Below are 21,073 nucleotides of genomic sequence, written 5' to 3'. Positions count from 1 at the left end.
GGCTTCGTCGTTTCAGGCAGGTGTTTTTGTAGGAGCGCACGCTGTGCGCGACATCTTTTTGCGAGATGTCGCAAGGCTTGTCACTCTCTCGCCAAACTGGTTCGCGCACATCGTGCGCTCCTACACCAGACCGGTTTGTGCACGCCGCCGCCAGACCGGTTCGCGCATGCCGTCGCCAGACCGGTTCGCGCACAGCGTGCGCTCCTACAAATACATCGGAGACTTCGACCATGCGTGAGATCACATACCTCTGCGTCTACTGCGGTTCCAGCAGTGGCTCGCACCCGGAATACACCGAGGCCGCCAAAGCCTTCGGCACACGGATGGCGCAGGAAAACATCGCGCTCGTCTACGGCGGCGGCAAGGTCGGCCTGATGGGCACGGTCGCCGATGCCGTCCTTGCGGCGGGCGGCCGTGTCATCGGCGTGATCCCACGGCAGCTGGTCGAGAAGGAAGTCGCCCACACCGGGCTGTCCGAGCTACAGGTCGTCGAAACCATGCACGAGCGCAAGACGCGCATGTACGAACTGTCCGACGCCTTCGTCGCCCTGCCCGGCGGTTTCGGCACCATGGACGAGATGTTCGAGATGCTGACCTGGGCGCAATTGGGGCTGCACAGCTACCCCTGCGCGTTCCTGGACGTACGCGGCTTCTACAAGGGGCTGGCGGCGAGCATGGACCACATGGTGGCCGAGGGCTTCGTCAAGCTGACCCAGCGCGACCAGGTGTGGTTCGGCAACGACATCGACGCCCTGTTCGACTGGATGCAGCACTACGAATCCAGCTATACGCCCAAATGGATCACCGCCACATCGGTCGATACGCGCGATTGAGGGCGGCACCGGCCGCGTTAAGTCACTGTCGAGGCAGGTTTAATCCGCCCGGCCATTGATACGGGCGCATCGGTCGGTAGAATGGCCCATCGCCAGAGGCGCAACACGTGACGGATTATCGTCACGTGGGCTTATCGAAGACGCCCGCCCGGATGGCGGGGGTCACCAAGGAAACACATCGGGCGTTGCCCGGGGGAAAGTGAATGGCTCGCATCCTGATCGTCGACGATTCGCCGTCGCAGCTGCTGGGAATCAAGCGCATCGTCGAGAAGCTGGGCCACGAGGCCATCACCGCCGAGGACGGCGCCCAGGGCGTCGAGGTCGCCAAGCGCGAGATCCCGGATCTCATCCTGATGGACGTCGTCATGCCCAACCTCAACGGGTTCCAGGCCACGCGCACCATCAGCAAGGAAGAGACGACCAAGCACATCCCGATCATCCTGGTCACCACCAAGGACCAGGACACCGACAAGGTATGGGGCCTGCGCCAGGGCGCCAGGGCCTACGTGGTCAAGCCCATCAAGGAAGACGAACTGATCGCCGCCCTGAAGGAACACCTGCCGGCCTGAACGCCGGATCGGACAACGTCCCGTCGCACGGACGATGTCTGTAGGAGCGCACGATGTGCGCGATGGGGCTTGCCGAACCTTCGTGGCTTGCCTCATCACCGCTTTGTCGGCTTTTCGCGCACATCGTGCGCTCCTACACACACCCCGCGACGAGTTAGCGGCGGGGGTCGAAGCCGCTGAAGGCGTCCTTGAACTCCGCGTAGGCCGCTTGCTCTTCGTGCGTTTCCGGCACGGGGACGCGAATCTCCAGCACCACGATCTGATCGCCGGGCTCCGTGCCCGGCAGGCCGCGGCCCTTGAGACGCAGCTTGCGACCGGACTGCGAGCCGGCGGGGATACGCAGGTCCACGTGGCCGCCCAGGGTCGGCACGGGCACCGTGGCGCCCAGCGCGGCCTCCCACGGGGTGATCGGCAGCGTGTGCGTGACGGTGCGGCCGTCCAGCCGGAAGCGCGCATCGTCACGGATGCCGATCTCCAGCAGCAGATCGCCCGAGGGGCCGCCGCCGGCGCCGGGGTGCCCCTGCCCGCCCAGACGAATGGTCTGGCCGGACGCGATGCCCGCCGGGATCTTTACTTCCAGCGTCCGCTCGCCGCCGTTCGAGTCGTTCAGCACCACACGCGTCTTGCCGCCGGTGAAGGCGGTCTGCAGGTCGGTCTCGATCCTGGCCTGGATATCGCGGCCGCGACGCGCCTGGGCCTGCTGCTGCGGACCCCTGCCCCGCCCGGCACCGCCGAACAGGCTTTCGAAGAAGTCGCTGAAGTCGCCGCCACCGCGGCCGCCCATGTCGCCGAAATCGAATCCCCCGCCCTGGCCCTGGCCGAAGCCCGGTGGCGGACGGAACTGCTCGCCCTGGCGATAACCGCCCGCGCGGATCTGGTCGTACTGACGGCGCTTCTCGGGATCCTTCAGGGCCTCGTTGGCCTCGTTGATCGCCTTGAACTTTTCCTCGGCCCCCGGCTCCTTGTTCTTGTCGGGATGGTATTTACGGGCAAGCTTGCGATACGCCGCCTTGATATCGGCGTCGGTCGCGTCGGGCTTGACCCCTAAGGCTTCGTAATAATCCTTGAACTCCACAGGCTCTCCCGGGCTTGTGTCGACCACCAAAAAACGAAATGCCCGCGGCGGAACGTGTCCACCGCGGGCCAGGCTTCCAAGCTTAGAGCGAATCAGCCCGCGGCGTTAACCATAATGCAACGATACATGACAAAGCTGGCTCATCTCTCTGACTCCCAAGAAGTTTTTCGGCCGACTGGCCGTATGGGATGAAACATATGATCGCCCGGGCGCGATTCAAGAGCTCGCCGGCAACGGTTGCCGTCGCTTCAGCAAAAGCGCCTTCCCGTACACTCGGCACTTCCATCACCCCAAGGACCTTGCCATGACCATTGCCGTCGGCGATCGCATTCCCGAAGCCACGCTAGCCGTCTTCCAGGACGGCATCCAGACCGTCTCCAGCACCGACGTCCTCGGTAACGGCAAGGTCGTGCTGTTCGCGGTGCCGGGTGCCTTTACCCCGACCTGCTCCAACAAGCACCTGCCCGGCTACATCCAGCACCTGGAGGATTTCAAGGCACGCGGAGTCACGGTGGCCTGCCTGTCCGTGAACGATGCCTTCGTGATGCACGCCTGGGGCGAATCGCAGGGCGTACCCGACGGGCTGCTGATGCTGGGCGACGGCAATGCCACGTTCGCGAAGGCGATGGGCCTGGAACTGGACGGCACCAAGAACGGCATGGGTATCCGCGCGAAGCGTTTCGCGCTCTATGCGGAAGATGGCGTGGTCAAGGTGCTGAACGTCGAGGCGCCCGGCGAGTTCCGCGTGTCGACGGCGGAGACGATGTTGCAGGCGATCGACAGCTGAAAAAAAACCCCCGCGTATACCGCGGGGGTTTCTCGTGACGCGTCGATCGGTTTACGCGTCGCTCGGTTCGGTGCCTTCGTCGTCCACCGGACCGCTTTCGACCGGCGGCATGTCCGCCGCGGCGTCGCCATCGATGGCAGCAAGGTCGCCGGCAAGCTCGCCGTCGATTTCCAGTTCCTCTTCCGCTTCCAGGCGCACGATGCCGATCAGCGTCTCGTCCTTGGGCAGCTTGATCAGGGTGACGCCCTGCGTATTGCGGCTGAGCTGCGAGACTTCGGACACACGTGTGCGCACCAGCGTGCCCTGGTCGGAGATCAGCATCAGCTGCTGCGTCTCGGTGACCTGGGTGGCGGCGACGAGCTGGCCGTTACGATCCGAGCACTGGATGGCGATGACGCCCTGCGTGCCGCGACCCTTCTTCGGGAACTCATGCAGCTCGGTGCGCTTGCCATAGCCACGCGCCGTGGCGGTGAGGATGTCACCCTCGCCCTTGGCCACGATCAGCGAGACGACCTCCGAACCGTCGGCGAGGCGCATGCCGCGCACACCGGTGGCCGTGCGGCCCATCGAGCGGACGGTGCCCTCGTCGAAGCGCACCGACTTGCCGTTGGAGGCGAACAGCAGCACATCGCTCTCGCCGCTCGTCATGGCGACATCGACCAGCGCATCGCCCTCGTCGAGGTTGATGGCGGCCTTGCCCTTCTGCAGCTGGAACGCGAACTCCGTCAGCGGCGTTTTCTTCACGGTGCCATGGCGGGTGGCGAAGAAGACGAAGCAGGTCGGGTCGTACTCGCGCACCGGCAGCAAGGCCTGCACCTTCTCGCCCTCACCCAGCGGCAGCAGGTTGACGATGGGCTTGCCACGCGCACCCGGGCCGGCTTCCGGCATCTGGTACACCTTGAGCCAGTACACGCGGCCGGTGCTGGTAAAGGTGAGCAGCGTGTCGTGCGTGTTCACCACCCACAGCTGCTGCACCACGTCTTCGTTCTTCAGCGCCGACGCCGAACGGCCCTTGCCGCCGCGCTTCTGCGCACGATAGAGGCTGGCCGACTGCCGCTTGATGTAGCCGGTGTGCGACAACGTGACCACGACATCCTCGGGTGCGATGAGGTCGAGGACGTTGAGGTCTTCCTGCGAATGCTGGATCTCGGTGCGACGGGCGTCGCCGTAATCCGTGCGGATCTGTTCCAGTTCCTCGCGGATGACCTCTAGCAGGCGCGCCGGGTTTTCCAGGATGTCGATGAGCCCACGGATGGCCTCGAGGATTTCCTTGTATTCGTCGGAGAGTTTTTCCTGCTCCAGGCCGGTAAGGCGATGCAGGCGCATCTGCAGGATTTCGGTGGCCTGGGCTTCGGACAGCTGGTAGCCGTCGTCACGCAGGCCTTCGCGCGGGTCCATGTCTTCCGGGCGCGAGGACGATGCGCCGGTGGCGGCGAGCAGCGCCTTGACCAGGCCCGGCTCCCAGCGACGCGCGACCATGCGCTCGCGGGCTTCCTGCGAGGACGCCGACGTGCGGATCAGTTCGATCATCTCGTCGATGTTGGCCAGGGCCACCGTCAGGCCTTCGAGGATGTGCGCGCGCTGGCGTGCCTTGCGCAGGTCGAAGATGGTGCGACGGGTGACGACTTCGCGGCGATGGCGAATGAACGCCTCGAGGATGTCCTTGAGGTTCATCAGCTTCGGCTGGCCGTCGAGCAGCGCGACCATGTTGATGCCGAAAGTGACCTGCAGCTGCGTCTGCTGGAACAGGTTGTTCAGCACCACGTCGCCCATGGCGTCGCGGCGGATCTCGATGACCACGCGCATGCCGTCCTTGTCGGACTCGTCGCGCAGCTCGCTGATGCCTTCGAGCTTCTTTTCCTTGACCAGCTCGGCGATCTTCTCGATCAGCCGCGCCTTGTTGACCTGGTAGGGAAGCTCGTGGATGAGGATGGTTTCGCGACCGTTGGCCTCGGTTTCGATCTCGGTGCGCGCACGCACCAGGATGCGGCCACGGCCCGTGCGATAGGCCTCGACGATGCCGGAGGAGCCGTTGATGATGCCGGCGGTCGGGAAATCCGGACCGGGGATATGCGTCATCAGCTCGTCGACGCCGAGCGAGGGTTCCTCGATCAGCGCCAGCGTGGCGTTGATCACCTCGGTCATGTTGTGCGGCGGGATGTTGGTCGCCATACCCACGGCGATACCCGCGGAACCGTTGACCAGCAGGTTGGGCACGCGCGCTGGCAGGACCAGCGGCTCGCTTTCGCTTTCGTCGTAGTTCGGCCCGAAGTCGACGGTTTCCTTGTCGATATCGGCGAGCAGTTCGTGCGTGAGGCGCGACATGCGCACCTCGGTGTATCGCATGGCGGCGGCGTTGTCGCCGTCGACCGAACCGAAGTTACCCTGGCCGTCGACCAGCATGTAGCGCAGCGAGAACGGCTGGGCCATGCGGACGATCGCGTCGTACACCGACGAATCGCCATGCGGGTGGTATTTACCGATGACGTCACCGACCACGCGGGCCGATTTCTTGTAGGCACGGTTCCAGCCGTTGCCCAGCTCGTTCATGGCGAACAGAACGCGTCGATGTACCGGCTTGAGGCCGTCGCGCACATCGGGCAGTGCACGCCCGACGATGACGCTCATCGCGTAGTCGAGATAGCTTTGGCGCATCTCGTCTTCGATGTTGACGCGAATGATTTCTTTGGCGAGTTCTGCCATCAAACGGCTTCCTGGATGTCCATCAAAATGCCCCCGTCACCCGCATGTGTCGCGGTATCGCGACGCGGCCGACCCAACCTGTCGATGGTATCACAACGGGTGTGGAAAAGACAGCTAAAAAGGGCGTAAAAACAATTACTTACGCGGCTGTTTTCCGACTGCGGAAAAGCAGGGTCCTGGCGAACAGGAAATTGGCCGTGGCGCCGACCGCGGAGCCCGCCGCCACGGCCACCGCGGGCCAGGGACGCAGCGCGGGAAACGCCTCGAGCACGACAAGGTAGACGCCGTTGTTGACCACCGCGCCGGCGGCCATCAGGCCCATCCAGTGGAGCCATTCCGCGCGCGCGCTTCGCCCGGACTGGCGGTGCGCGAAGGTGTGCCGACGGTTCCACCACCAGGTGGCCGTGGCCGCCGACAGGAACGAGACGATACGCGCGGTGTAGATGTTCCAGCCGGCGAAGCTGACCAGCGACTGGGCGATGCCGGCGTCGACCAGCAGGCCCAGCACGCCACCCACCGCGAACAACAGCAGTTCGCGGCGGACATGGCTCACGGAAACAGTGTCCGCATCTGCGTTTCGTCGGGCTTGAGGATCACGCCGCGCTCGGTGACGATGGCGTCGATCAACGCCGCCGGGGTCACGTCGAACACCGGGTTCCACGCGTCCGCGCCTTCGATCACGGTGCGGGTGCCGGACATCGACAGCAGTTCCGCCGCGTCGCGCAGTTCGATCTCGATGTCGTCGCCGTGGGCGGTGGCCATGTCCACCGTGGTCGACGGGGCCACCACCATGAATTTGACCCCGTGGTGCCGCGCCGCGATGGCGAGCTGGTAGGTGCCGATCTTGTTGGCGGTGTCGCCGTTGGCGGCGATGCGGTCCGCACCCACGATCACCCACTTCACCTTGCCGTCCTTGAGCAGGTGCGATGCGGCCGAGTCGGCGATCAGGCGCGCGGGGATACCGTCGCGCACCAGCTCCCACATGGTCAGGCGGGCGCCCTGCTGCCAGGGCCGTGTTTCGCCGGCGTAGACCTGTTCGATATGACCCGAGGCGACGCCCGCACGGATGACACCGAGCGCGGTGCCGTAACCGGCCGTGGCCAGCGAGCCGGTGTTGCAGTGGGTGAGCACGTGCGAGCCCGGCTCGATCAGGGCGGCACCCAGTTCGCCCATGTGGCGGTTGGCGGCGAGGTCCTCGTCCTGGATGGCCTGGGCCTCGCGCGTCAGTGCGTCGGTGTCGGCACCCTCGGCGATGCGGCGGTTCATGCGATCCAGCGCCCACATCAGGTTGACCGCCGTGGGCCGCGCCGCGCGCAGCGTGGCCATCGCGGCCGGCAGGTCCTGCCCTGCCCGCGCCGCCAGCACCACGCCCCACGCGGCGGCGATGCCGATCGCGGGTGCGCCGCGCACGGCCAGGTCACGGATGGCGGTGGTGACGTGCTCCGCGGTGGTGCTGTCGAACCAGACTTCCTCGGCGGGAAGCCGCCGCTGGTCGAGCAGGCGCAGGCGATCGCCGTGCCATTGCACGGCACGAATGGAATCGTGGGAGGCGTAGGTGTTCATCGGCGCATTATCGCATTGGCGGTGGGGGTGGCGCATCGCGCGCTCCTACCGGGCGGCCAGCCACGCGTGGATGGCAGGGGGCACCTGCTTTTGCGCGCGGCCGGAGACGTAGATACCGATGTGGCCACCCTGGAAGGCAAGGGCCGTGTAATCGTCGCTGCCGATCGCTTCGCCCATGGGTGTCGAGGCGGCGGGCGGCACCAGGTGATCCTGCTCGGCGTAGATGTTGAGCACGGGCTGCGTGATGTGCTTCAGGTCGACCCGGCGGGTGCCGATCATCGCCTCGCCCTTGATCAGCAGGTTTTTCTGGAAGAAATCGCGCGCGAACTCGCGGAACGCCTCGCCCGCCTGGTCCGGCGAATCGAAGATCCACTTTTCCATGCGCAGGAAGTTTTCCACTTCCTTCGGGTTGTCCAGGATGTCGACCAGGCTGACGTACTTCTGTTGGTTGAGCCGCACCGGCTTCAACGTGAGGTAGGTGAAGTTCATCAGGTCGGCGGGGATGTTGCCCATCGTGTCGACGAACAGGTCGATGTCGATGTTGCGCGCCCAGTGCGACAGCATGTTGTCCGGTGTATGGAAGTCCACCGGCGTGACCATGGTGACGAGGTTGCGCACCTTTTCCGGATGCAGCGCGGCGTAGCACAGCGAGAACACCCCGCCCTGGCAGATGCCGAGCAGGTTCAGTGCTTCGTCGCCATGGCGCGCACGTACGACATCGACACAACGATCGAGATAGCCGTCGATGTAATCCTCGAGCGTGAGCCAGCGGTCGGCGCCGTCGGGGTAGCCCCAGTCGATCAGATAGACGTCTTCACCCTGCTCGAGCAGGTTGAGTACCATCGAGCGGTCTTCCTGCAGGTCGACCATCCACGGCGTGTTGACCAGCGCGTAGCAGATCAGCAACGGTGTCTTCGCCGTCGGCGCCTTGCTGCCCTTGAAGTGCCAGAGGGTGAGCTTGTCTTCCGTATAGACGGCTTCACGCGGCGTCGCGCCGAGTTCGATCGGGCCGACGTGTTTCAGCGTTTCCATGCCGGCTTCTAGCTTGCGCCGGAAGGCTTCCACTTCGGCCTGCGCACGGGCCGGGTCGAACGCGAACGGGTGGTCGCTCATCGCTTGTTGCCCGTGGCGGCCGGCTTTTTCAGGGGGACCTCGTTCGACGACGCCTTCTTCGCAGGGGACTTCTTCACAGCAGCCTTCTTCAGCGGGACCGTGGTGGCCGCGGTCTTCGTCGCACCGCCCCTCTTCGCCGACGCCGGCTTCACCGCAGGCCTGGGGCTCGTGCCCGAACCGCGCAGCGCGGCGATGTCCGCCTTCAGCGCGTCGATCTCGGCGGCCACGCCCTGCAACTTGCGCAACTCGCGGCGCACCGATTGCAGTCGCTCGCCGAGGCTGTCGACCTCGGTCCGGGTAGGCATGCCGGCCTGGACGGCGAAACGCTCGACCTGCTTCTGCTGCAGCCGCTTCAGCCGCATCTGCGCGTCGACCAGGGCCGCGTAGACGTCCTTGAATTCTTCCGACAGCGCAGCCTCGCCATAGCTCTCTTCGGCGAGGCTGACCCAACGGTCGTACACCGAGCGCATCGAGTCGGTATCGGTGGGCGGCGCCTGCTGGCGCAACGCCGCCGTCGCGCGATCCTGCACCCCTTGCATAAGCGTCTGGTAGCGCTGGTAATGCCCGGCGTAGTCGATCCAGGCCCGCAGCAGCGCCTGCTGTTCTTCCTGCTGCTCACGGGTCAGACCGAACGCGGGCATCGACAACGCTTCGCGCGCCACGCGGGCCCAGTCGTCGAAGTCCTGCGTACCGGGCGATGCCGAGGCGCCAGGTGGCGCCCCATAGCCGAACGGCCCCGTGCCAGGCGAGCCCGGCATGAACGGCGGCATGCCCGGCCCCCCGGGCCCGAACGGCATCGGGCCGATACCCGCCCCGCCGAACGACGACGTGCCGCCCATGGCAAAAGGCGACGCGAGCGGCTCACCGGCGGTGAACGAGCGCATCCAGTCGCCGTAGCCGCCGAGGCCGGTGAACATGCGCGACATGATATCGGCAGGACCGACCTCGCCCGCCGCCTCGGCCTTGGGGTCGAACTGGCGCGACCAGGCCTCGAGGCCGTCGCGGACCAGGGCCTGGTACTGATCGATGAAATCGTGGGGTTTGTCAGCCATGCCGCTATGGTACGGCACTCACGGCGTCACCTCGAATCCGGCTTCCCGGTCGGCCGTGGAACTGCCGCCGACCCACACCGTGTAGCGCGTCGGCTCGATCACCTGGACGCTTTGGCGGTTCCAGAACGAGAGCTCGGCAAAGCCCAGCGGGAAGGTAACCTGCTTCGACTCGCCGGGCTGCAGGCTCACACGCTGGAAGCCCTGGAGGCTACGCACCGGCTGCTCGAGGCTGGCACCGAGGTTGCGCACGTAAAGCTGGACCACTTCCGTGCCCGCGCGCCGGCCGGTGTTCTTCACGGTGGCGGTGACCGTGACCAGATCCTTCGCACCGCGTCGGTTCGCTTCCGTGAGCGGCACGCTGGAGCGCGATACGGTTACGTCGGCGTAGCCGAACGTGGTGTACGACAGGCCGTGGCCGAACGGGTAAAGGGCTTCGTTGGGCGTGTCGATGTAACGCGATACGAAGGTCGTGTCATGCGACGGAGGCCGCCGCGTATCGGCGTCACCCGCGGGGCGTCCCGTCGGGAACGCGTTGTAGTACAGCGGCTCCTGCCCTTCCGTGTACGGGAAGCTCATGGTCAGCTTGCCGCTGGGCGCCACGTCGCCGAACACCACGTCGGCCACCGCGTTGCCCGCCTCGACACCCGGAAACCACACGGCCACGATCGCCGGCACGTGCCGGTCGGCCCAGTCGAGCACGAGCGGACGGCCGGAGAACACCAGCAGCACGACCGGCTTGCCGCTGGCCACGACCTGTTCGAGCAGCTTCTGCTGGTTGCCGGGCAGCCCCAGGTGCGCGCGTGCGCCCGCTTCGCCGCTCATGTGCGCGGCCTCACCCAGCGCCATGACGACCACGTCCGCGCGTGCCGCCGCCTTCAACGCGTCGGCGAAGCCGGCCTCCGAGTCGCCCTCGATCGCGGTGCCCGGCGCGTAGATCAGTTCACCGCCGTTCGCTTTCAGGCGATCGGCAAGTCCCTTGCGCAACGTGGTGAAGTCGTCGAACGTGCGCGAGCCGCCCCACGGCCCCTGCATCTCCTTCGCTGCATCCGCCAGCGGACCGATCAAGGCAACGTGTCGTACATGGGCATCGAGCGGCAGCAACGGCGTGGATCCGACCGTGCCGTTCTTCAGCAGCACGAACGATTCCTCCGCCGCGCGGCGTGCCAGCGCACGGTTCGCCGCCGTCGGCCCGGCCGGTTCGACGCCACGCGCGTACGGGTGTTCGAAAAGACCGAGCGCGAATTTCACCCGCAGGACGCGGCGCACGGCTTCGTCCACCGTGGCCATCGACAGCTTGCCCTGCGCCAGCAACGCGGGAATCTGCGTGTCGTAGTAATGGCTCATCATGTCCATCTCCACGCCTGCTTGCAGCGCCTTGCGTGTGGCGGTGGCCGCATCCGGCGCGATACCGTGATGGGTCAGTTCCATGATCGCCGTGTAATCGCTGACGACGAAGCCGTTGAAGCCCCACTCCTTCCGCAGCACGTCGGTCATGAGGTAGGGATCGGCCGTGGCCGGCACGCCGTTGAGCGCGTTGAACGCACTCATCATCGTCGCCGCGCCCTCCTCCACCGCCGCGCGATACGGCGGCAGGTAGACCTGGCGTAGACGCACGTCCGACATATCGGTGGTGTTGTATTCCCTGCCCGCTTCGGCGGCGCCGTAGGCAGCGAAATGCTTGACCGACGCCGCCACGTTTTCAGGGTCGGCCAGGTCGTTGCCCTGGTAGCCACGGATGTACGCGCGCGCGATGGCCGAGCCCAGGTACGCATCCTCGCCGGCGCCCTCCGCCGAACGACCCCAGCGCGCGTCACGCGAGACATCGACCATCGGCGAGAACACCCATTTCACGCCGCCGCGTGTCGCTTCGAGCGCGGCCATGCGCGACAGGTCCTGCACGAGCTGCGGATCCCACGTCGCCGAAAGCGCCAGCGGAATCGGATAGATGGTGCGATAGCCGTGAATGATGTCCGCGCCAAACAGCAAGGGGATGCCGAGGCGACTCTTCAGCGCGGCCTCCTGGAAGGGCCGCGTCTTCGCCGCGCCGACCAGGTTGAGCACGGAGCCCAGTTCACCCTTGCGGGCGAGCGCCATCGTGTCGACCTTCGTGCGTGTTTCCGGGTTGGGCGCGAACGCATCGGTGTCCTTCGCCGTCGATCCGCCCTGGGCGGCGTACTGCGAAAGCTGACCGACCTTCTCCTGCAGCGTCATGCGCGCCAGCAGCGCATCGACTTTCCTCTCGATGTCGGGCGATGCGATCTGCGCGTTCGAAGGCGCTGCCGCCGTGTCGGTGGCGTGCGCGGGGCGGACCGCGACGGGCGCCACGGCGAGGCCGAGCGCGATGCAAAAGCCAAGGCGGATGGGGTGCGGCATGGACGGCTCCGAGGGCGCGATAACCCGCCGAGACTGCCAGCGAAACGTTTACATCGCCATGGGTATCGGTCACGGATGGACGCGCTCAGCGCGTGCCGATGCCGTCCAGGAAAACGCCCACCAGATGATCCACGCGCGACGTCGTCGTAACATCCTGTTCGACCGACAGGCAGATGGCCATCACGACGCAGACCAGATCACCCACGGTCACGTCGCCACGGATCACGCCCGCCGCCTGCGCGCGCCCGAGCAGACGCTGCGCTTCTTCGCTGCTGGCCTGACAACCCGCAGCGCCGCTCTTGAGCACGGCGCCCAGCGACGCAGCCAGCCCCCGGTAATGGGTGGTATGACCGACCAGCTCACGGACGAAGCTGCGCACCGACGCTTCCGCGCCAAGGGCATCGCGCGTCCGGCTGCCCTCGGCGAGCTCGAGCAGGCGCGTGTCGCTCAGCGCGGCCAGCAGTTCGTCCCGCGTGGCAAAACGACGGTAAAGCGTGCCGATGCCGACCCCGGCACGCTTGGCGACCTCCTCGAGCGAGGCGTCGGCCCCGCGCTCGACGAACACCGCCTCCGCTGCCTCGAGAATCCGCTCGCGGTTACGCGCGGCATCGGCACGAAGCGGTGTCTCGTCAGTGACGAGCTTTCGGTTCATGAACTCCCTCCATTGATAAGTGGATGATGCCTCCATATAGTAAGTGGAGCAATCCTCCACTTCATAAGGACTCTGGTATGGCACAGCGATTCGAGAACAAGGTGGTCGTCATCACGGGCGGCAGCGAAGGTATCGGGCTGGCGACGGCCAAGGCCTTCGTCGCCGAAGGAGCGACGGTCTACATCACCGGCCGCCGGCAGGATCGGCTCGATGCAGCGGTGAGCGAGATCGGTGCCGGCGCCATCGGCGTTCAGGGCGATGCCTCGCGCCTGGACGATCTGGACCGCCTTTACGACATCGTCAAGCGCGACCACGGCAGGGTGGACGTGGTTTTCGGCAATGCCGGTATCGCCGAATCCGACGTACGCCCCCTCGGTGAGATCGACGAAGCCGCCTTCGAGCACATCTTCGGCCTCAATGTGCGTGGCCTGATCTTCACCGTGCAAAAAGCGCTTCCGCTGATGGTCAAGGGCGGCACCGTGGTGCTCAACGGCTCGGTGGCCGGCAGCAAGGGCTTCCCGGGTCAGTCGCTGTACAACGCGAGCAAGGCGGCCGTGCGCTCGTTCGCCCGCAGCTGGACCTCCGACCTGAAGGACCGCGGCATCCGCGTCAACGTGGTATCGCCCAGCGGCACCGAAACGAAGCTGATGCGCGGCTACCTGGATACCCGGCCGGGCGTGGAAGACATGTTCAACCAGGTGGTGCCACTCGGCCGCATGGGGCAGCCCGATGAAATGGCCCGCGCCGTGCTGTTCCTGGCGTCGGACGAGAGCAGCTACATCGCCGGTACCGAACTCTTCGTGGATGGCGGTCTGCTGGCTGTTTAAGAAGGCTCATCGCGGATTGCCGTGGAGGGGCTCGCCTTGCGGCATTGCGTCGTTCGGCCTCGAGCCTTTGGCGGCTCGGAGGAAGAGCCGGCGGATCAGGCATCGATAGACCAGCCCTACCTCCGGCGTAGGAGCGCACGATGTGCGCGAATCAAAGACACGGCCGCGCTAGCGGCTTTCCACGACGGGTCGCCGCAGGCGTGGCCCCGAGGGGGATACCCGCCGGCTCTTGCTCCAAGGCGCCAACGCTCGAAAGCCAAACGCGATGCCGAAGGCGAGCCCTCCCCCCAAACGCCCTGAACGAAAAAACCCGGCGCCTCGCGGCGCCGGGTTTTTCATTCGTCGATGGCGATGGATCAGCCGGTGACGTTTTCGTCTTCGGTAACGGCCTTCATCGACAGGCGGATGCGGCCCTGCTTGTCGACTTCCAGCACCTTGACCTTGACGATATCGCCTTCCTTGAGCTTGTCGGAGACCTTCTCGACGCGCTCGCTGGAGATCTGCGACACGTGCACCAGACCATCCTTGCCCGGCATGATCGTGACGAAGGCGCCGAAGTCCATCAGCTTGGCGACCTTGCCCTCGTAGATGCGGCCCGGCTCGACGTCCGACACGATCTGCTCGATGCGCTTGCGGGCGGCTTCGGCCGCTTCGCGGTTGACCGAGGCGATCACGACGTTGCCGTCATCGGTGATGTCGATGGTGGTGCCGGTCTCTTCCGTGATCGAACGGATGGTGGCGCCACCCTTGCCGATCACTTCGCGGATCTTGTCCGGGTGGATCTTGATGGTCAGCAGGCGCGGCGCGAACTCGCTCATTTCCGAGCGGGCTTCGGTGATGCACTTGGCCATTTCGCCGAGGATATGCAGGCGACCGCGCTTGGCCTGGGCCAGCGCCGAACGCATGATCTCTTCGGTGATGCCGTCGACCTTGATGTCCATCTGCAGCGCGGAGACGCCATCGGCGGTACCGGCTACCTTGAAGTCCATGTCGCCGAGATGATCTTCGTCACCGAGGATGTCGGAGAGCACGACGAAGTCGTTGCCTTCCTTCACCAGGCCCATGGCGATACCGGCGACGGCCGACTTCAGCGGAACGCCCGCGTCCATCATGGCCAGCGACGAACCGCAGACCGACGCCATCGACGAGGAACCGTTCGACTCGGTGATTTCCGAGACGACGCGGATCACGTACGGGAACTCTTCGATCGTCGGCTTGACAGCCTGCACGCCGCGCTTGGCGAGACGGCCGTGGCCGATTTCGCGACGCTTCGGGCTGCCGACGCGACCGGTTTCACCGACCGAGAACGGAGGGAAGTTGTAATGGAAGAGGAATGTGTCCTTCCACTCGCCTTCCGGGGCGTCGATCAGCTGGGAGTCACGCGTGGTGCCGAGCGTGGCAACGACCAGCGCCTGAGTTTCACCGCGGGTGAAGAGTGCCGAACCGTGCGTGCGCGGCAGGACGCCGACGCGCACCGAGATCGGGCGAACGTCGTCGAGCTGGCGGCCGTCGATGCGGACCTTGGTGCTGAGCACGCCGTCGCGCAGGGTGCGGTACTCGACTTCGCCGAAGGCGTTGCCGATGTCGCCGTCGGTCCAGCCATTGGCTTCGGCGTCGGCCGCGATGGCCGTCTTCACGTCGCTCTTGAGCGCGCTGATGACGTCACGACGGGCCAGCTTGTCGCGGATCTGGAAGGCTTCGGCGAAACGGTTGCCGACGGCGGCCTTGACCGCGTCGTACAGCGCCGTCTTGGCGACCGGAGCGTCCCACTTGAACGTCTTGACGCCGGCTTCGGCGACGAAGGCGTTGATCGTGTCGATCGCGGCCTGCATCTGCTGGTGGCCGAAGACCACCGAGCCGAGCATGACGTCTTCGCTGAGCAGCTTCGCTTCCGACTCGACCATCATCACGGCGCTGGAGGTGCCGGCCACGACGAGGTCGAGGTCGGACGTCTTCAGCTGGGTGGCGGTCGGGTTGAGGATGTACTGGCCGTTGGCGTAACCGACGCGTGCCGCGCCGATCGGGCCCTTGAAGGGCACGCCGGCGAGCGACATGGCTGCCGAGGCGCCGAGCAGCGCCGGGATGTCACCATCCACTTCCGGATTCAGCGAGACGACCTGGGCGATGACCTGGATCTCGTTGCGGAACTCTTCCGGGAACAGCGGACGAAGCGGACGATCGATGAGGCGCGAAGTCAGCGTCTCCTTCTCGGTCGGACGGCCTTCGCGCTTGAAGAAGCCACCCGGAATGCGACCCGCGGAGTAGAACTTCTCCATGTAGTCGACCGTGAGGGGGAAGAAGTCCTGGCCTTCGCGCGCCTTGGGCGCTGCGACGACCGTCACCAGGACGACCGTGCCGCCCATGCTGACCATGACCGCACCGGAGGCCTGCCGGGCGATTTCGCCCGTCTCCAGTGTGACTTCGTGAGAACCGTACTGGAATGACTTGGTTACTTTCGCCACTTCGATCTCTCCTCGTCCTGTTCCGGTGGTTTAGCGGCGCAGGCCGAGGCGTTCGATCAGGGTCTGGTAGCGAGCGAGATCGCTCTTCTTCAGATAGGCAAGCAGCTTCTTGCGCTGATTGACCATCTTGAGCAGACCGCGACGCGAGTGGTGGTCCTGCTTGTGTGCTGCGAAGTGCTCCTGCAGCGCGGTGATATTGGCGGACAGCAGGGCGACCTGGACTTCCGACGAGCCGGTGTCGTTCTCTTTGCGGCCGAAATCCTTGATGATCTGACCGGTCTGTTCAGGAGTAAGCATGTGTATCGATTCCTTAAAAGCGGATGCGAGACTTGCGCAACCTCAACGGCTACCGATGAAGTTGCGCAAGCCTCGCTTTTGAATGAAAGCTGTTAAACGAGCACGTAATTGTAACGTCCTGCACGTAGCGGCAACAAGCCCGTTCATACGGGCGGCAGATTGAAGCCCCGCAGCACCCTCAGCACGCCGTCGCCGCCGGTTTCGCCCAGCGCCATCAGGCGCCCATCGGCGCCCCAGACACCGCAGCGGCCGGGCGCCACGCCCTGCCCCAGCGGCACCGGCTGGCCGAAACCGAGGACACGGGTCTGCTCCGGATCGAGTTCCACCCGGGGAATATGGCTGAGGCCGGCGGCTACCGGCAGGATCAGGGCCTCGAGCGGGTCGGGACCGGTCTCGACGGCGTCGCGCAACTGGTCGAGGGTGACCATGGCAGGCGCCATGAACGGTTCGACCCAGAGCCGGCGCAGGCCGGTCAGGTGCGCCCCGCAGCCCAGGTGGGCGCCGAAATCCACAGCCAGGCTGCGCACGTAGGTGCCCGAGCCGCACTCCACATGGAGGCGAACGGTGTCGCCCTGGCGTTCGATCACCTCGAGCCGGTAGACGTCCACCTCGCGGGCCGGCACGTCCACCGCCTCGCCGCGACGGGCGCGCACGTAGAGCGGCACGCCATCCTGCTTGATCGCCGAATACGCCGGCGGAACCTGCACGATGTGCCCGCGCAGGGGGGCCAGCGCCGCTTCGATCGTCGCGTCGTCCAGCGGCGGCACCGGCCGCGTCTCGACGATGTCGCCTTCCAGGTCCGCCGTGGTCGTGGTGGCACCCAGGCGAACCTCGGCCTCGTAGGCCTTGCGCGACCCCAGCAGCCAGCCGGCGATCTTGGTCGCTTCGCCGAAGCACAGCGGCAACAGCCCCGTAGCGAGCGGATCGAGGCTGCCGGTGTGGCCGCCCTTGGCCGCGCCCACCAGCCGGCGCGCCGCCTGCAACGCCTGGTTGGAACTGAGGCCCAGCGGCTTGTCCAGGAGGAGGATGCCGTGGATGTCGAGGAAAGTTCGGCGTGTCATAAGTACATGTAGGAGCGCACGCTGTGCGCGAAAAGCCAACAAAGCGGCGACGCGGCACCCCTAACCCTTGAGGAAAGCCAACAAAGCGGCAACGCGGCGCCCTTCACCCGCTCGCGCGAAAAGCCAACAAAGCGGCGACGCAGCGCCCTACCTATCCCGAGCCAGACGCAGCGCCCCACCTATCCCCGAGCCATACGCAGCACTCCCACCCCATCGCGAGACCTGGATCGCGCACATCGTGCGCTCCTACGGGCGTGGTGGGTTTGGTTGGAGCGGTGAATCAGGTTTCGTCGGCGGGGTCGGCGGGCGGGACGGGGTTTTCGCGCAGCAGGCGCTCGATGCGCTCGCCGGTGTCGACCGACTCGTCGTACTTGAACTTCAACTGGGGCACCTTGCGCAGGATCATCGATTTGGACAGCGCATGACGAAACTCGGGAGCGAATTCCTTCAGCGCCTTGACCACTTCGGCGGACTGATCCGGCATCAGCGCGGTGACCCACACGGTGGCCCAGTCGAGGTCGCGGGTTACTTCCACGTCGGACACGCTGACCGAGGGCAGCGCGTGGTCGCGCACGGCGGCGTGGACCAGTTCGCCGATTTCGCGGCGGAGCTGGGCGGACACGCGGTCGGTGCGCTTGAAATCACGGGACGGCATATCCGCCTCCAGTTTTAATAGGGTGCATAAAAGCATAAAGCCTCCCCGGCGTGTGCCGGGGAGGCGCATTGCCCGCTGTTACAGCGTGCGCGGCACTTCGATACGCTCGAAGCACTCGATCTGGTCGCCGACCTTCACGTCGTTGTACTGCTTGACCGCGATACCGCATTCCATGCCGTTGCGGACCTCGTCGACGAGCTCCTTGAAGCGGCGCAGCGATTCCAGTTCACCCTGGAACACCACCACGTTGTCGCGCAGCACGCGGATCGGCTTGGAGCGCTTCACGAGGCCCTCGGTGATCATGCAGCCTGCGACCGCGCCGAACTTCGACGAACGGAACACGTCGCGGACCTGCGCGATACCGATGATCTCTTCGCGGATCTCCACGCCCAGGAGGCCGGAGGCCGCCTGCTTCACCTGGTCGATGACGTCGTAGATGATCGAGAAGTAACGGACATCCAGGCCGTTGGTATCGATCACCTTGCGTGCCGACGCGTCGGCACGGACGTTGAAGCCGATGACCAGCGCCTTGGAGGCCGCCGCCAGCGTGGCTTCGGACTCGGTGATGCCGCCCACGCCGGACGAGATCACGTTCACCTTGACCAGTTCGTTACCGATCTGGGTGAGCGAATCGCGCAGCGCTTCGACCGAACCCTGCACATCGGCCTTGACCAGGATGTTGAGGGTTTGCTGGCCCTGGCCCTGGCCCATCTGCGCCATGATGTCTTCCAGGCGGTTGGACTTCGAGACCAGGCGGGTTTCGCGACGCTTGAGCAGACGCTCGGCCGCCACTTCGCGGGCCAGGCGCTCGTCCTTCACGGCGACGAAGTCGTCACCCGATTCGGGCACGCCGGACAGACCCAGCACCTGTACGGGGATCGACGGACCGGCTTCGTTGACCTGCTTGCCGGTTTCGTCCACCAGCGCGCGCATGCGGCCGTATTCGACACCGCAGACGACGAAGTCGCCCTTCTTCAGCGTGCCCTGCTGCACCAGCACCGTGGCCACCGGACCGCGACCGCGGTCGAGGCTGGATTCGATCACGACACCCGAGGCGCGGCCATCGGCCACGGCCTTGAGTTCCATGACTTCGGCCTGGATCGAGATGGCGTCGAGCAGTGCATCGACGCCGTCGCCCGTCTTCGCCGAAAGCGGCACGAACGGCGTGTCGCCGCCCCACTCTTCAGGGATGACTTCAAGAAGGCCGAGGCCCTGCTTGACGTTGTCCGGGTTGGCGCCGGACTTGTCCATCTTGTTGACTGCGACGATCAGCGGCACCTTGGCGGCGCGCGCGTGCTTCACGGCTTCCTGCGTCTGCGGCATGACGCCGTCGTCGGCCGCCACCACCAGCACCACGATATCCGTGGACTGCGCACCGCGGGCACGCATCGACGTGAACGCCGCATGGCCCGGGGTGTCGAGGAAGGTGATGACGCCACGGCTGGTCTCGACGTGGTACGCACCGATGTGCTGCGTGATGCCACCGGCTTCGCCCGAGGCGACCTTGGTGCGGCGGATGTAATCCAGCAGCGAGGTCTTGCCGTGGTCGACATGGCCCATGATCGTGACGACCGGCGGACGCGAGACCTTGTCGCCTTCCAGCTCCGCGTTCTGCGTATGCGTGGCGAGTGCGGCTTCGGCATCGTTGTCGGTGGCGCGGACCGGGTTGTGGCCCAGTTCCTCGACGACCAGCGCGGCGGTGTCATGGTCGATCGTCTGGTTGATCGTGGCCATGACGCCCATCTTGAACAGCGCCTTGACCACCTCGGCGCCCTTGACGGCCATCTTCTGGGCCAGCTCGGTCACGAGGTTGTTGTCGCCGATCATCACGTCACGCACCACCGCGGCGGTGGGACGCGTGAAGCCGTGCGGGCCACCCGAGGAAGCGTTGCCGCGCGATGCCGTCATGCGGCCGCGGTCCTTGCCGCCGCCACGCCGGTTGTTGCTGGACGAACGACGGGCGCGATCGGCATCGGACAGGTGCATTTCGCCACCGGCGAAGCGCTTGCCGCCGGCATCGCGGTCGTTACGACCGCCACCGCCGCCGGGCGAGCCACCGCCGCCGCCGTGCTTGGGACGGGCGTTGCCACGGGTGTCGTTGGCGGCCGCCACGGCGCCGGGCGCCGGACGAGGCGCCGGCGCGGCGGCACGCGCCGCGGCCGGTGCCGGGGCGGCAGCCACCGGTGCCGGTGCGGGAGCGGGCGGCGGCGGCGGAACCGGCTTGGACACCACGCGCTCGCGCTTACGCGGCTCGTGGATGCGCGGCAGGATCATGCCGAGCTTGCGGTTGTCGAGCTTGGCCGTCTGGTGGGTCGGCAAGCCGTCCTCACCCAACGCCGCGGGTGCGGGCTGCGTGACTTCGGACGCGGTGGCATCGGGCGCGGCATCCGCCGGTGCCGGTGCCGGTGCGGCCTCGGTCTGTGCGCGGGCGGCTTCCGCACGCGCACGCTGCTCGGCTTCTTCGGCCTGGCGACGCGACTCGGCGGCAGCGGCTTCCTGGCGGTGCGCTTCGGCCTCGGCTTCGCGACGGGCCGCTTCGGCCTGCTCGCGGCGCTCGGTTTCCTCGCGACGCTGCGATTCTTCCTGCTCACGCTGGGCCTGCGATTCGGCCAGCTTGCGCACGGCATCCTCGCGCTCCGGCTCGTGCGAAGCATCTTCGGCGATGGCGCTGCGCTTGACGTACGTGCGCTTGGCGCGGACCTCGACGTTGACCGTCTTGGCCGGACCGGCGCCGCGACCCGAGCCCGAGTTCACCTTCAGCTCGCCGACGGTGCGGCGCTTCAGGGTGATCTGGCGCGGCGACGTGCCTTCCCCTTCGGGAGCGGCATCGTTCTTGCCATGCGTGCGACGCAGGAAGCCCAGCAGCTTCACCTTTTCGGTGCTGCTGATGACCTGCTCCGCATCGGAGAATTTCATACCGGCTTCGCCGAGCTGCCCGAGCAGCTTGTCGACCGGAAGGCCCAATTGATGGGCGAGTTGTTTGATAGTGACGTCCGACATCGTTCTTTATTCTCCGCCGTTCCCGCGCGTAACCTTACGTGCCGACGATGA

The 21,073-nt window shown here is 66.1% G+C and carries 18 protein-coding genes; 5 read left to right on the top strand and 13 right to left on the bottom strand.

Translation table 11 applies throughout. From position 1 onward, the window contains the following. The first annotated feature begins 43 nt into the window (after positions 1–43). The 3 genes from AB8808_RS07830 to pilH all read left to right on the top strand — a co-directional run bounded on the left by AB8808_RS07830 (position 44) and on the right by pilH (position 1,402). Positions 44–238, top strand: coding sequence for a hypothetical protein (locus tag AB8808_RS07830; protein WP_369928222.1), 195 nt, complete (start codon positions 44–46; stop codon positions 236–238). Then, on the top strand, positions 231–833 hold the full coding sequence (locus AB8808_RS07825) for an LOG family protein (RefSeq protein WP_369928220.1): 603 nt from the start codon (positions 231–233) through the stop codon (positions 831–833). The genes AB8808_RS07830 and AB8808_RS07825 overlap by 8 nt, the downstream gene beginning before the upstream one ends. A 203-nt stretch (positions 834–1,036) precedes the next feature. Further along, positions 1,037–1,402, top strand: a complete 366-nt coding sequence (pilH, locus tag AB8808_RS07820) for a twitching motility response regulator PilH (RefSeq protein ID WP_354514046.1) — start codon at positions 1,037–1,039, stop codon at positions 1,400–1,402. Between the two features lie 154 nt (positions 1,403–1,556). On the opposite strand, the gene AB8808_RS07815 is transcribed toward pilH, so the two are convergent. Beyond that, positions 1,557–2,477, bottom strand: coding sequence for a DnaJ C-terminal domain-containing protein (locus AB8808_RS07815; RefSeq protein WP_369928217.1), 921 nt, complete (start codon positions 2,475–2,477; stop codon positions 1,557–1,559). Between the two features lie 304 nt (positions 2,478–2,781). Between AB8808_RS07815 and AB8808_RS07810 the strand changes: the two genes are divergently transcribed. After that, positions 2,782–3,264: a peroxiredoxin gene (locus AB8808_RS07810; protein ID WP_369928215.1), complete on the top strand. Its 483-nt coding sequence runs from the start codon at positions 2,782–2,784 to the stop codon at positions 3,262–3,264. Positions 3,265–3,315: 51 nt separating this feature from the next. Here AB8808_RS07810 and gyrA read toward each other — a convergent pair whose 3' ends face one another. From gyrA to AB8808_RS07775, 7 genes are all read right to left on the bottom strand, one after another. Then, a complete protein-coding gene (gyrA, locus tag AB8808_RS07805) occupies positions 3,316–5,967 on the bottom strand; it encodes a DNA gyrase subunit A (protein WP_369928213.1) in 2,652 nt (883 codons plus the stop codon). Between the two features lie 139 nt (positions 5,968–6,106). Beyond that, positions 6,107–6,520, bottom strand: coding sequence for a GtrA family protein (locus AB8808_RS07800; RefSeq protein ID WP_354514038.1), 414 nt, complete (start codon positions 6,518–6,520; stop codon positions 6,107–6,109). Continuing rightward, positions 6,517–7,530 carry an S-methyl-5-thioribose-1-phosphate isomerase gene (mtnA, locus tag AB8808_RS07795; protein WP_369931346.1) on the bottom strand — a complete coding sequence of 338 codons (1,014 nt, stop codon included), beginning with the start codon at positions 7,528–7,530 and terminating at the stop codon, positions 6,517–6,519. Before mtnA ends, AB8808_RS07800 begins: the two co-directional genes overlap by 4 nt. A gap of 45 nt (positions 7,531–7,575) precedes the next feature. After that, positions 7,576–8,643, bottom strand: a complete 1,068-nt coding sequence (locus AB8808_RS07790; protein WP_369928210.1) for a class III poly(R)-hydroxyalkanoic acid synthase subunit PhaC — start codon at positions 8,641–8,643, stop codon at positions 7,576–7,578. Then, entirely contained in the window at positions 8,640–9,695 is a 1,056-nt protein-coding gene (locus AB8808_RS07785; RefSeq protein ID WP_369928207.1) for a poly(R)-hydroxyalkanoic acid synthase subunit PhaE, read from the bottom strand. Before AB8808_RS07785 ends, AB8808_RS07790 begins: the two co-directional genes overlap by 4 nt. A gap of 18 nt (positions 9,696–9,713) precedes the next feature. Further along, positions 9,714–12,068, bottom strand: a complete 2,355-nt coding sequence (locus AB8808_RS07780) for a glycoside hydrolase family 3 N-terminal domain-containing protein (RefSeq protein ID WP_369928205.1) — start codon at positions 12,066–12,068, stop codon at positions 9,714–9,716. 85 nt (positions 12,069–12,153) lie between these two features. Continuing rightward, positions 12,154–12,720, bottom strand: coding sequence for a TetR/AcrR family transcriptional regulator (locus AB8808_RS07775; protein WP_369928203.1), 567 nt, complete (start codon positions 12,718–12,720; stop codon positions 12,154–12,156). A gap of 77 nt (positions 12,721–12,797) precedes the next feature. On the opposite strand from AB8808_RS07775, the gene AB8808_RS07770 reads away from it, so the two are divergent. After that, positions 12,798–13,547 carry an SDR family NAD(P)-dependent oxidoreductase gene (locus tag AB8808_RS07770; protein WP_369928201.1) on the top strand — a complete coding sequence of 250 codons (750 nt, stop codon included), beginning with the start codon at positions 12,798–12,800 and terminating at the stop codon, positions 13,545–13,547. 356 nt (positions 13,548–13,903) lie between these two features. Here AB8808_RS07770 and pnp read toward each other — a convergent pair whose 3' ends face one another. From pnp to infB, 5 genes are all read right to left on the bottom strand, one after another. Beyond that, positions 13,904–16,009, bottom strand: coding sequence for a polyribonucleotide nucleotidyltransferase (gene pnp, locus AB8808_RS07765; protein WP_369928198.1), 2,106 nt, complete (start codon positions 16,007–16,009; stop codon positions 13,904–13,906). Positions 16,010–16,039: 30 nt separating this feature from the next. Beyond that, on the bottom strand, positions 16,040–16,306 hold the full coding sequence (rpsO, locus tag AB8808_RS07760; protein ID WP_036142401.1) for a 30S ribosomal protein S15: 267 nt from the start codon (positions 16,304–16,306) through the stop codon (positions 16,040–16,042). 143 nt (positions 16,307–16,449) lie between these two features. Continuing rightward, positions 16,450–17,367 carry a tRNA pseudouridine(55) synthase TruB gene (gene truB / locus AB8808_RS07755; protein WP_369928195.1) on the bottom strand — a complete coding sequence of 306 codons (918 nt, stop codon included), beginning with the start codon at positions 17,365–17,367 and terminating at the stop codon, positions 16,450–16,452. Positions 17,368–17,647: 280 nt separating this feature from the next. Continuing rightward, positions 17,648–18,022 (bottom strand): 30S ribosome-binding factor RbfA, encoded by a 375-nt coding sequence (gene rbfA / locus AB8808_RS07750; RefSeq protein ID WP_369928193.1) that lies wholly within the window; start codon positions 18,020–18,022, stop codon positions 17,648–17,650. Between the two features lie 78 nt (positions 18,023–18,100). After that, entirely contained in the window at positions 18,101–21,022 is a 2,922-nt protein-coding gene (infB, locus tag AB8808_RS07745) for a translation initiation factor IF-2 (RefSeq protein ID WP_369928191.1), read from the bottom strand. Between the last annotated feature and the right edge of the window lie 51 nt (positions 21,023–21,073).

Origin of the sequence: Xanthomonas sp. NCPPB 2632 (assembly GCF_041228075.2) — a bacterium.
GTDB lineage: Bacteria > Pseudomonadota > Gammaproteobacteria > Xanthomonadales > Rhodanobacteraceae > Luteibacter.
Note: the sequence above shows the minus strand (reverse complement) of the source record. Positions and strands in the feature narration are given on the sequence as shown.

Excerpts from the sequence above, each read along its gene's own strand:
- AB8808_RS07825 (WP_369928220.1), top strand. The coding sequence starts at position 231 with ATGCGTGAGATCACATACCTCTGCGTCTACTGCGGTTCCAGCAGTGGC.
- pilH (WP_354514046.1), top strand. The coding sequence starts at position 1,037 with ATGGCTCGCATCCTGATCGTCGACGATTCGCCGTCGCAGCTGCTGGGA.
- AB8808_RS07810 (WP_369928215.1), top strand. The coding sequence starts at position 2,782 with ATGACCATTGCCGTCGGCGATCGCATTCCCGAAGCCACGCTAGCCGTC.
- gyrA (WP_369928213.1), bottom strand. The coding sequence starts at position 5,967 with ATGGCAGAACTCGCCAAAGAAATCATTCGCGTCAACATCGAAGACGAG.
- mtnA (WP_369931346.1), bottom strand. The coding sequence starts at position 7,530 with ATGAACACCTACGCCTCCCACGATTCCATTCGTGCCGTGCAATGGCAC.
- AB8808_RS07790 (WP_369928210.1), bottom strand. The coding sequence starts at position 8,643 with ATGAGCGACCACCCGTTCGCGTTCGACCCGGCCCGTGCGCAGGCCGAA.
- AB8808_RS07785 (WP_369928207.1), bottom strand. The coding sequence starts at position 9,695 with ATGGCTGACAAACCCCACGATTTCATCGATCAGTACCAGGCCCTGGTC.
- AB8808_RS07780 (WP_369928205.1), bottom strand. The coding sequence starts at position 12,068 with ATGCCGCACCCCATCCGCCTTGGCTTTTGCATCGCGCTCGGCCTCGCC.
- AB8808_RS07775 (WP_369928203.1), bottom strand. The coding sequence starts at position 12,720 with ATGAACCGAAAGCTCGTCACTGACGAGACACCGCTTCGTGCCGATGCC.
- AB8808_RS07770 (WP_369928201.1), top strand. The coding sequence starts at position 12,798 with ATGGCACAGCGATTCGAGAACAAGGTGGTCGTCATCACGGGCGGCAGC.
- rpsO (WP_036142401.1), bottom strand. The coding sequence starts at position 16,306 with ATGCTTACTCCTGAACAGACCGGTCAGATCATCAAGGATTTCGGCCGC.
- truB (WP_369928195.1), bottom strand. The coding sequence starts at position 17,367 with ATGACACGCCGAACTTTCCTCGACATCCACGGCATCCTCCTCCTGGAC.
- rbfA (WP_369928193.1), bottom strand. The coding sequence starts at position 18,022 with ATGCCGTCCCGTGATTTCAAGCGCACCGACCGCGTGTCCGCCCAGCTC.
- infB (WP_369928191.1), bottom strand. The coding sequence starts at position 21,022 with ATGTCGGACGTCACTATCAAACAACTCGCCCATCAATTGGGCCTTCCG.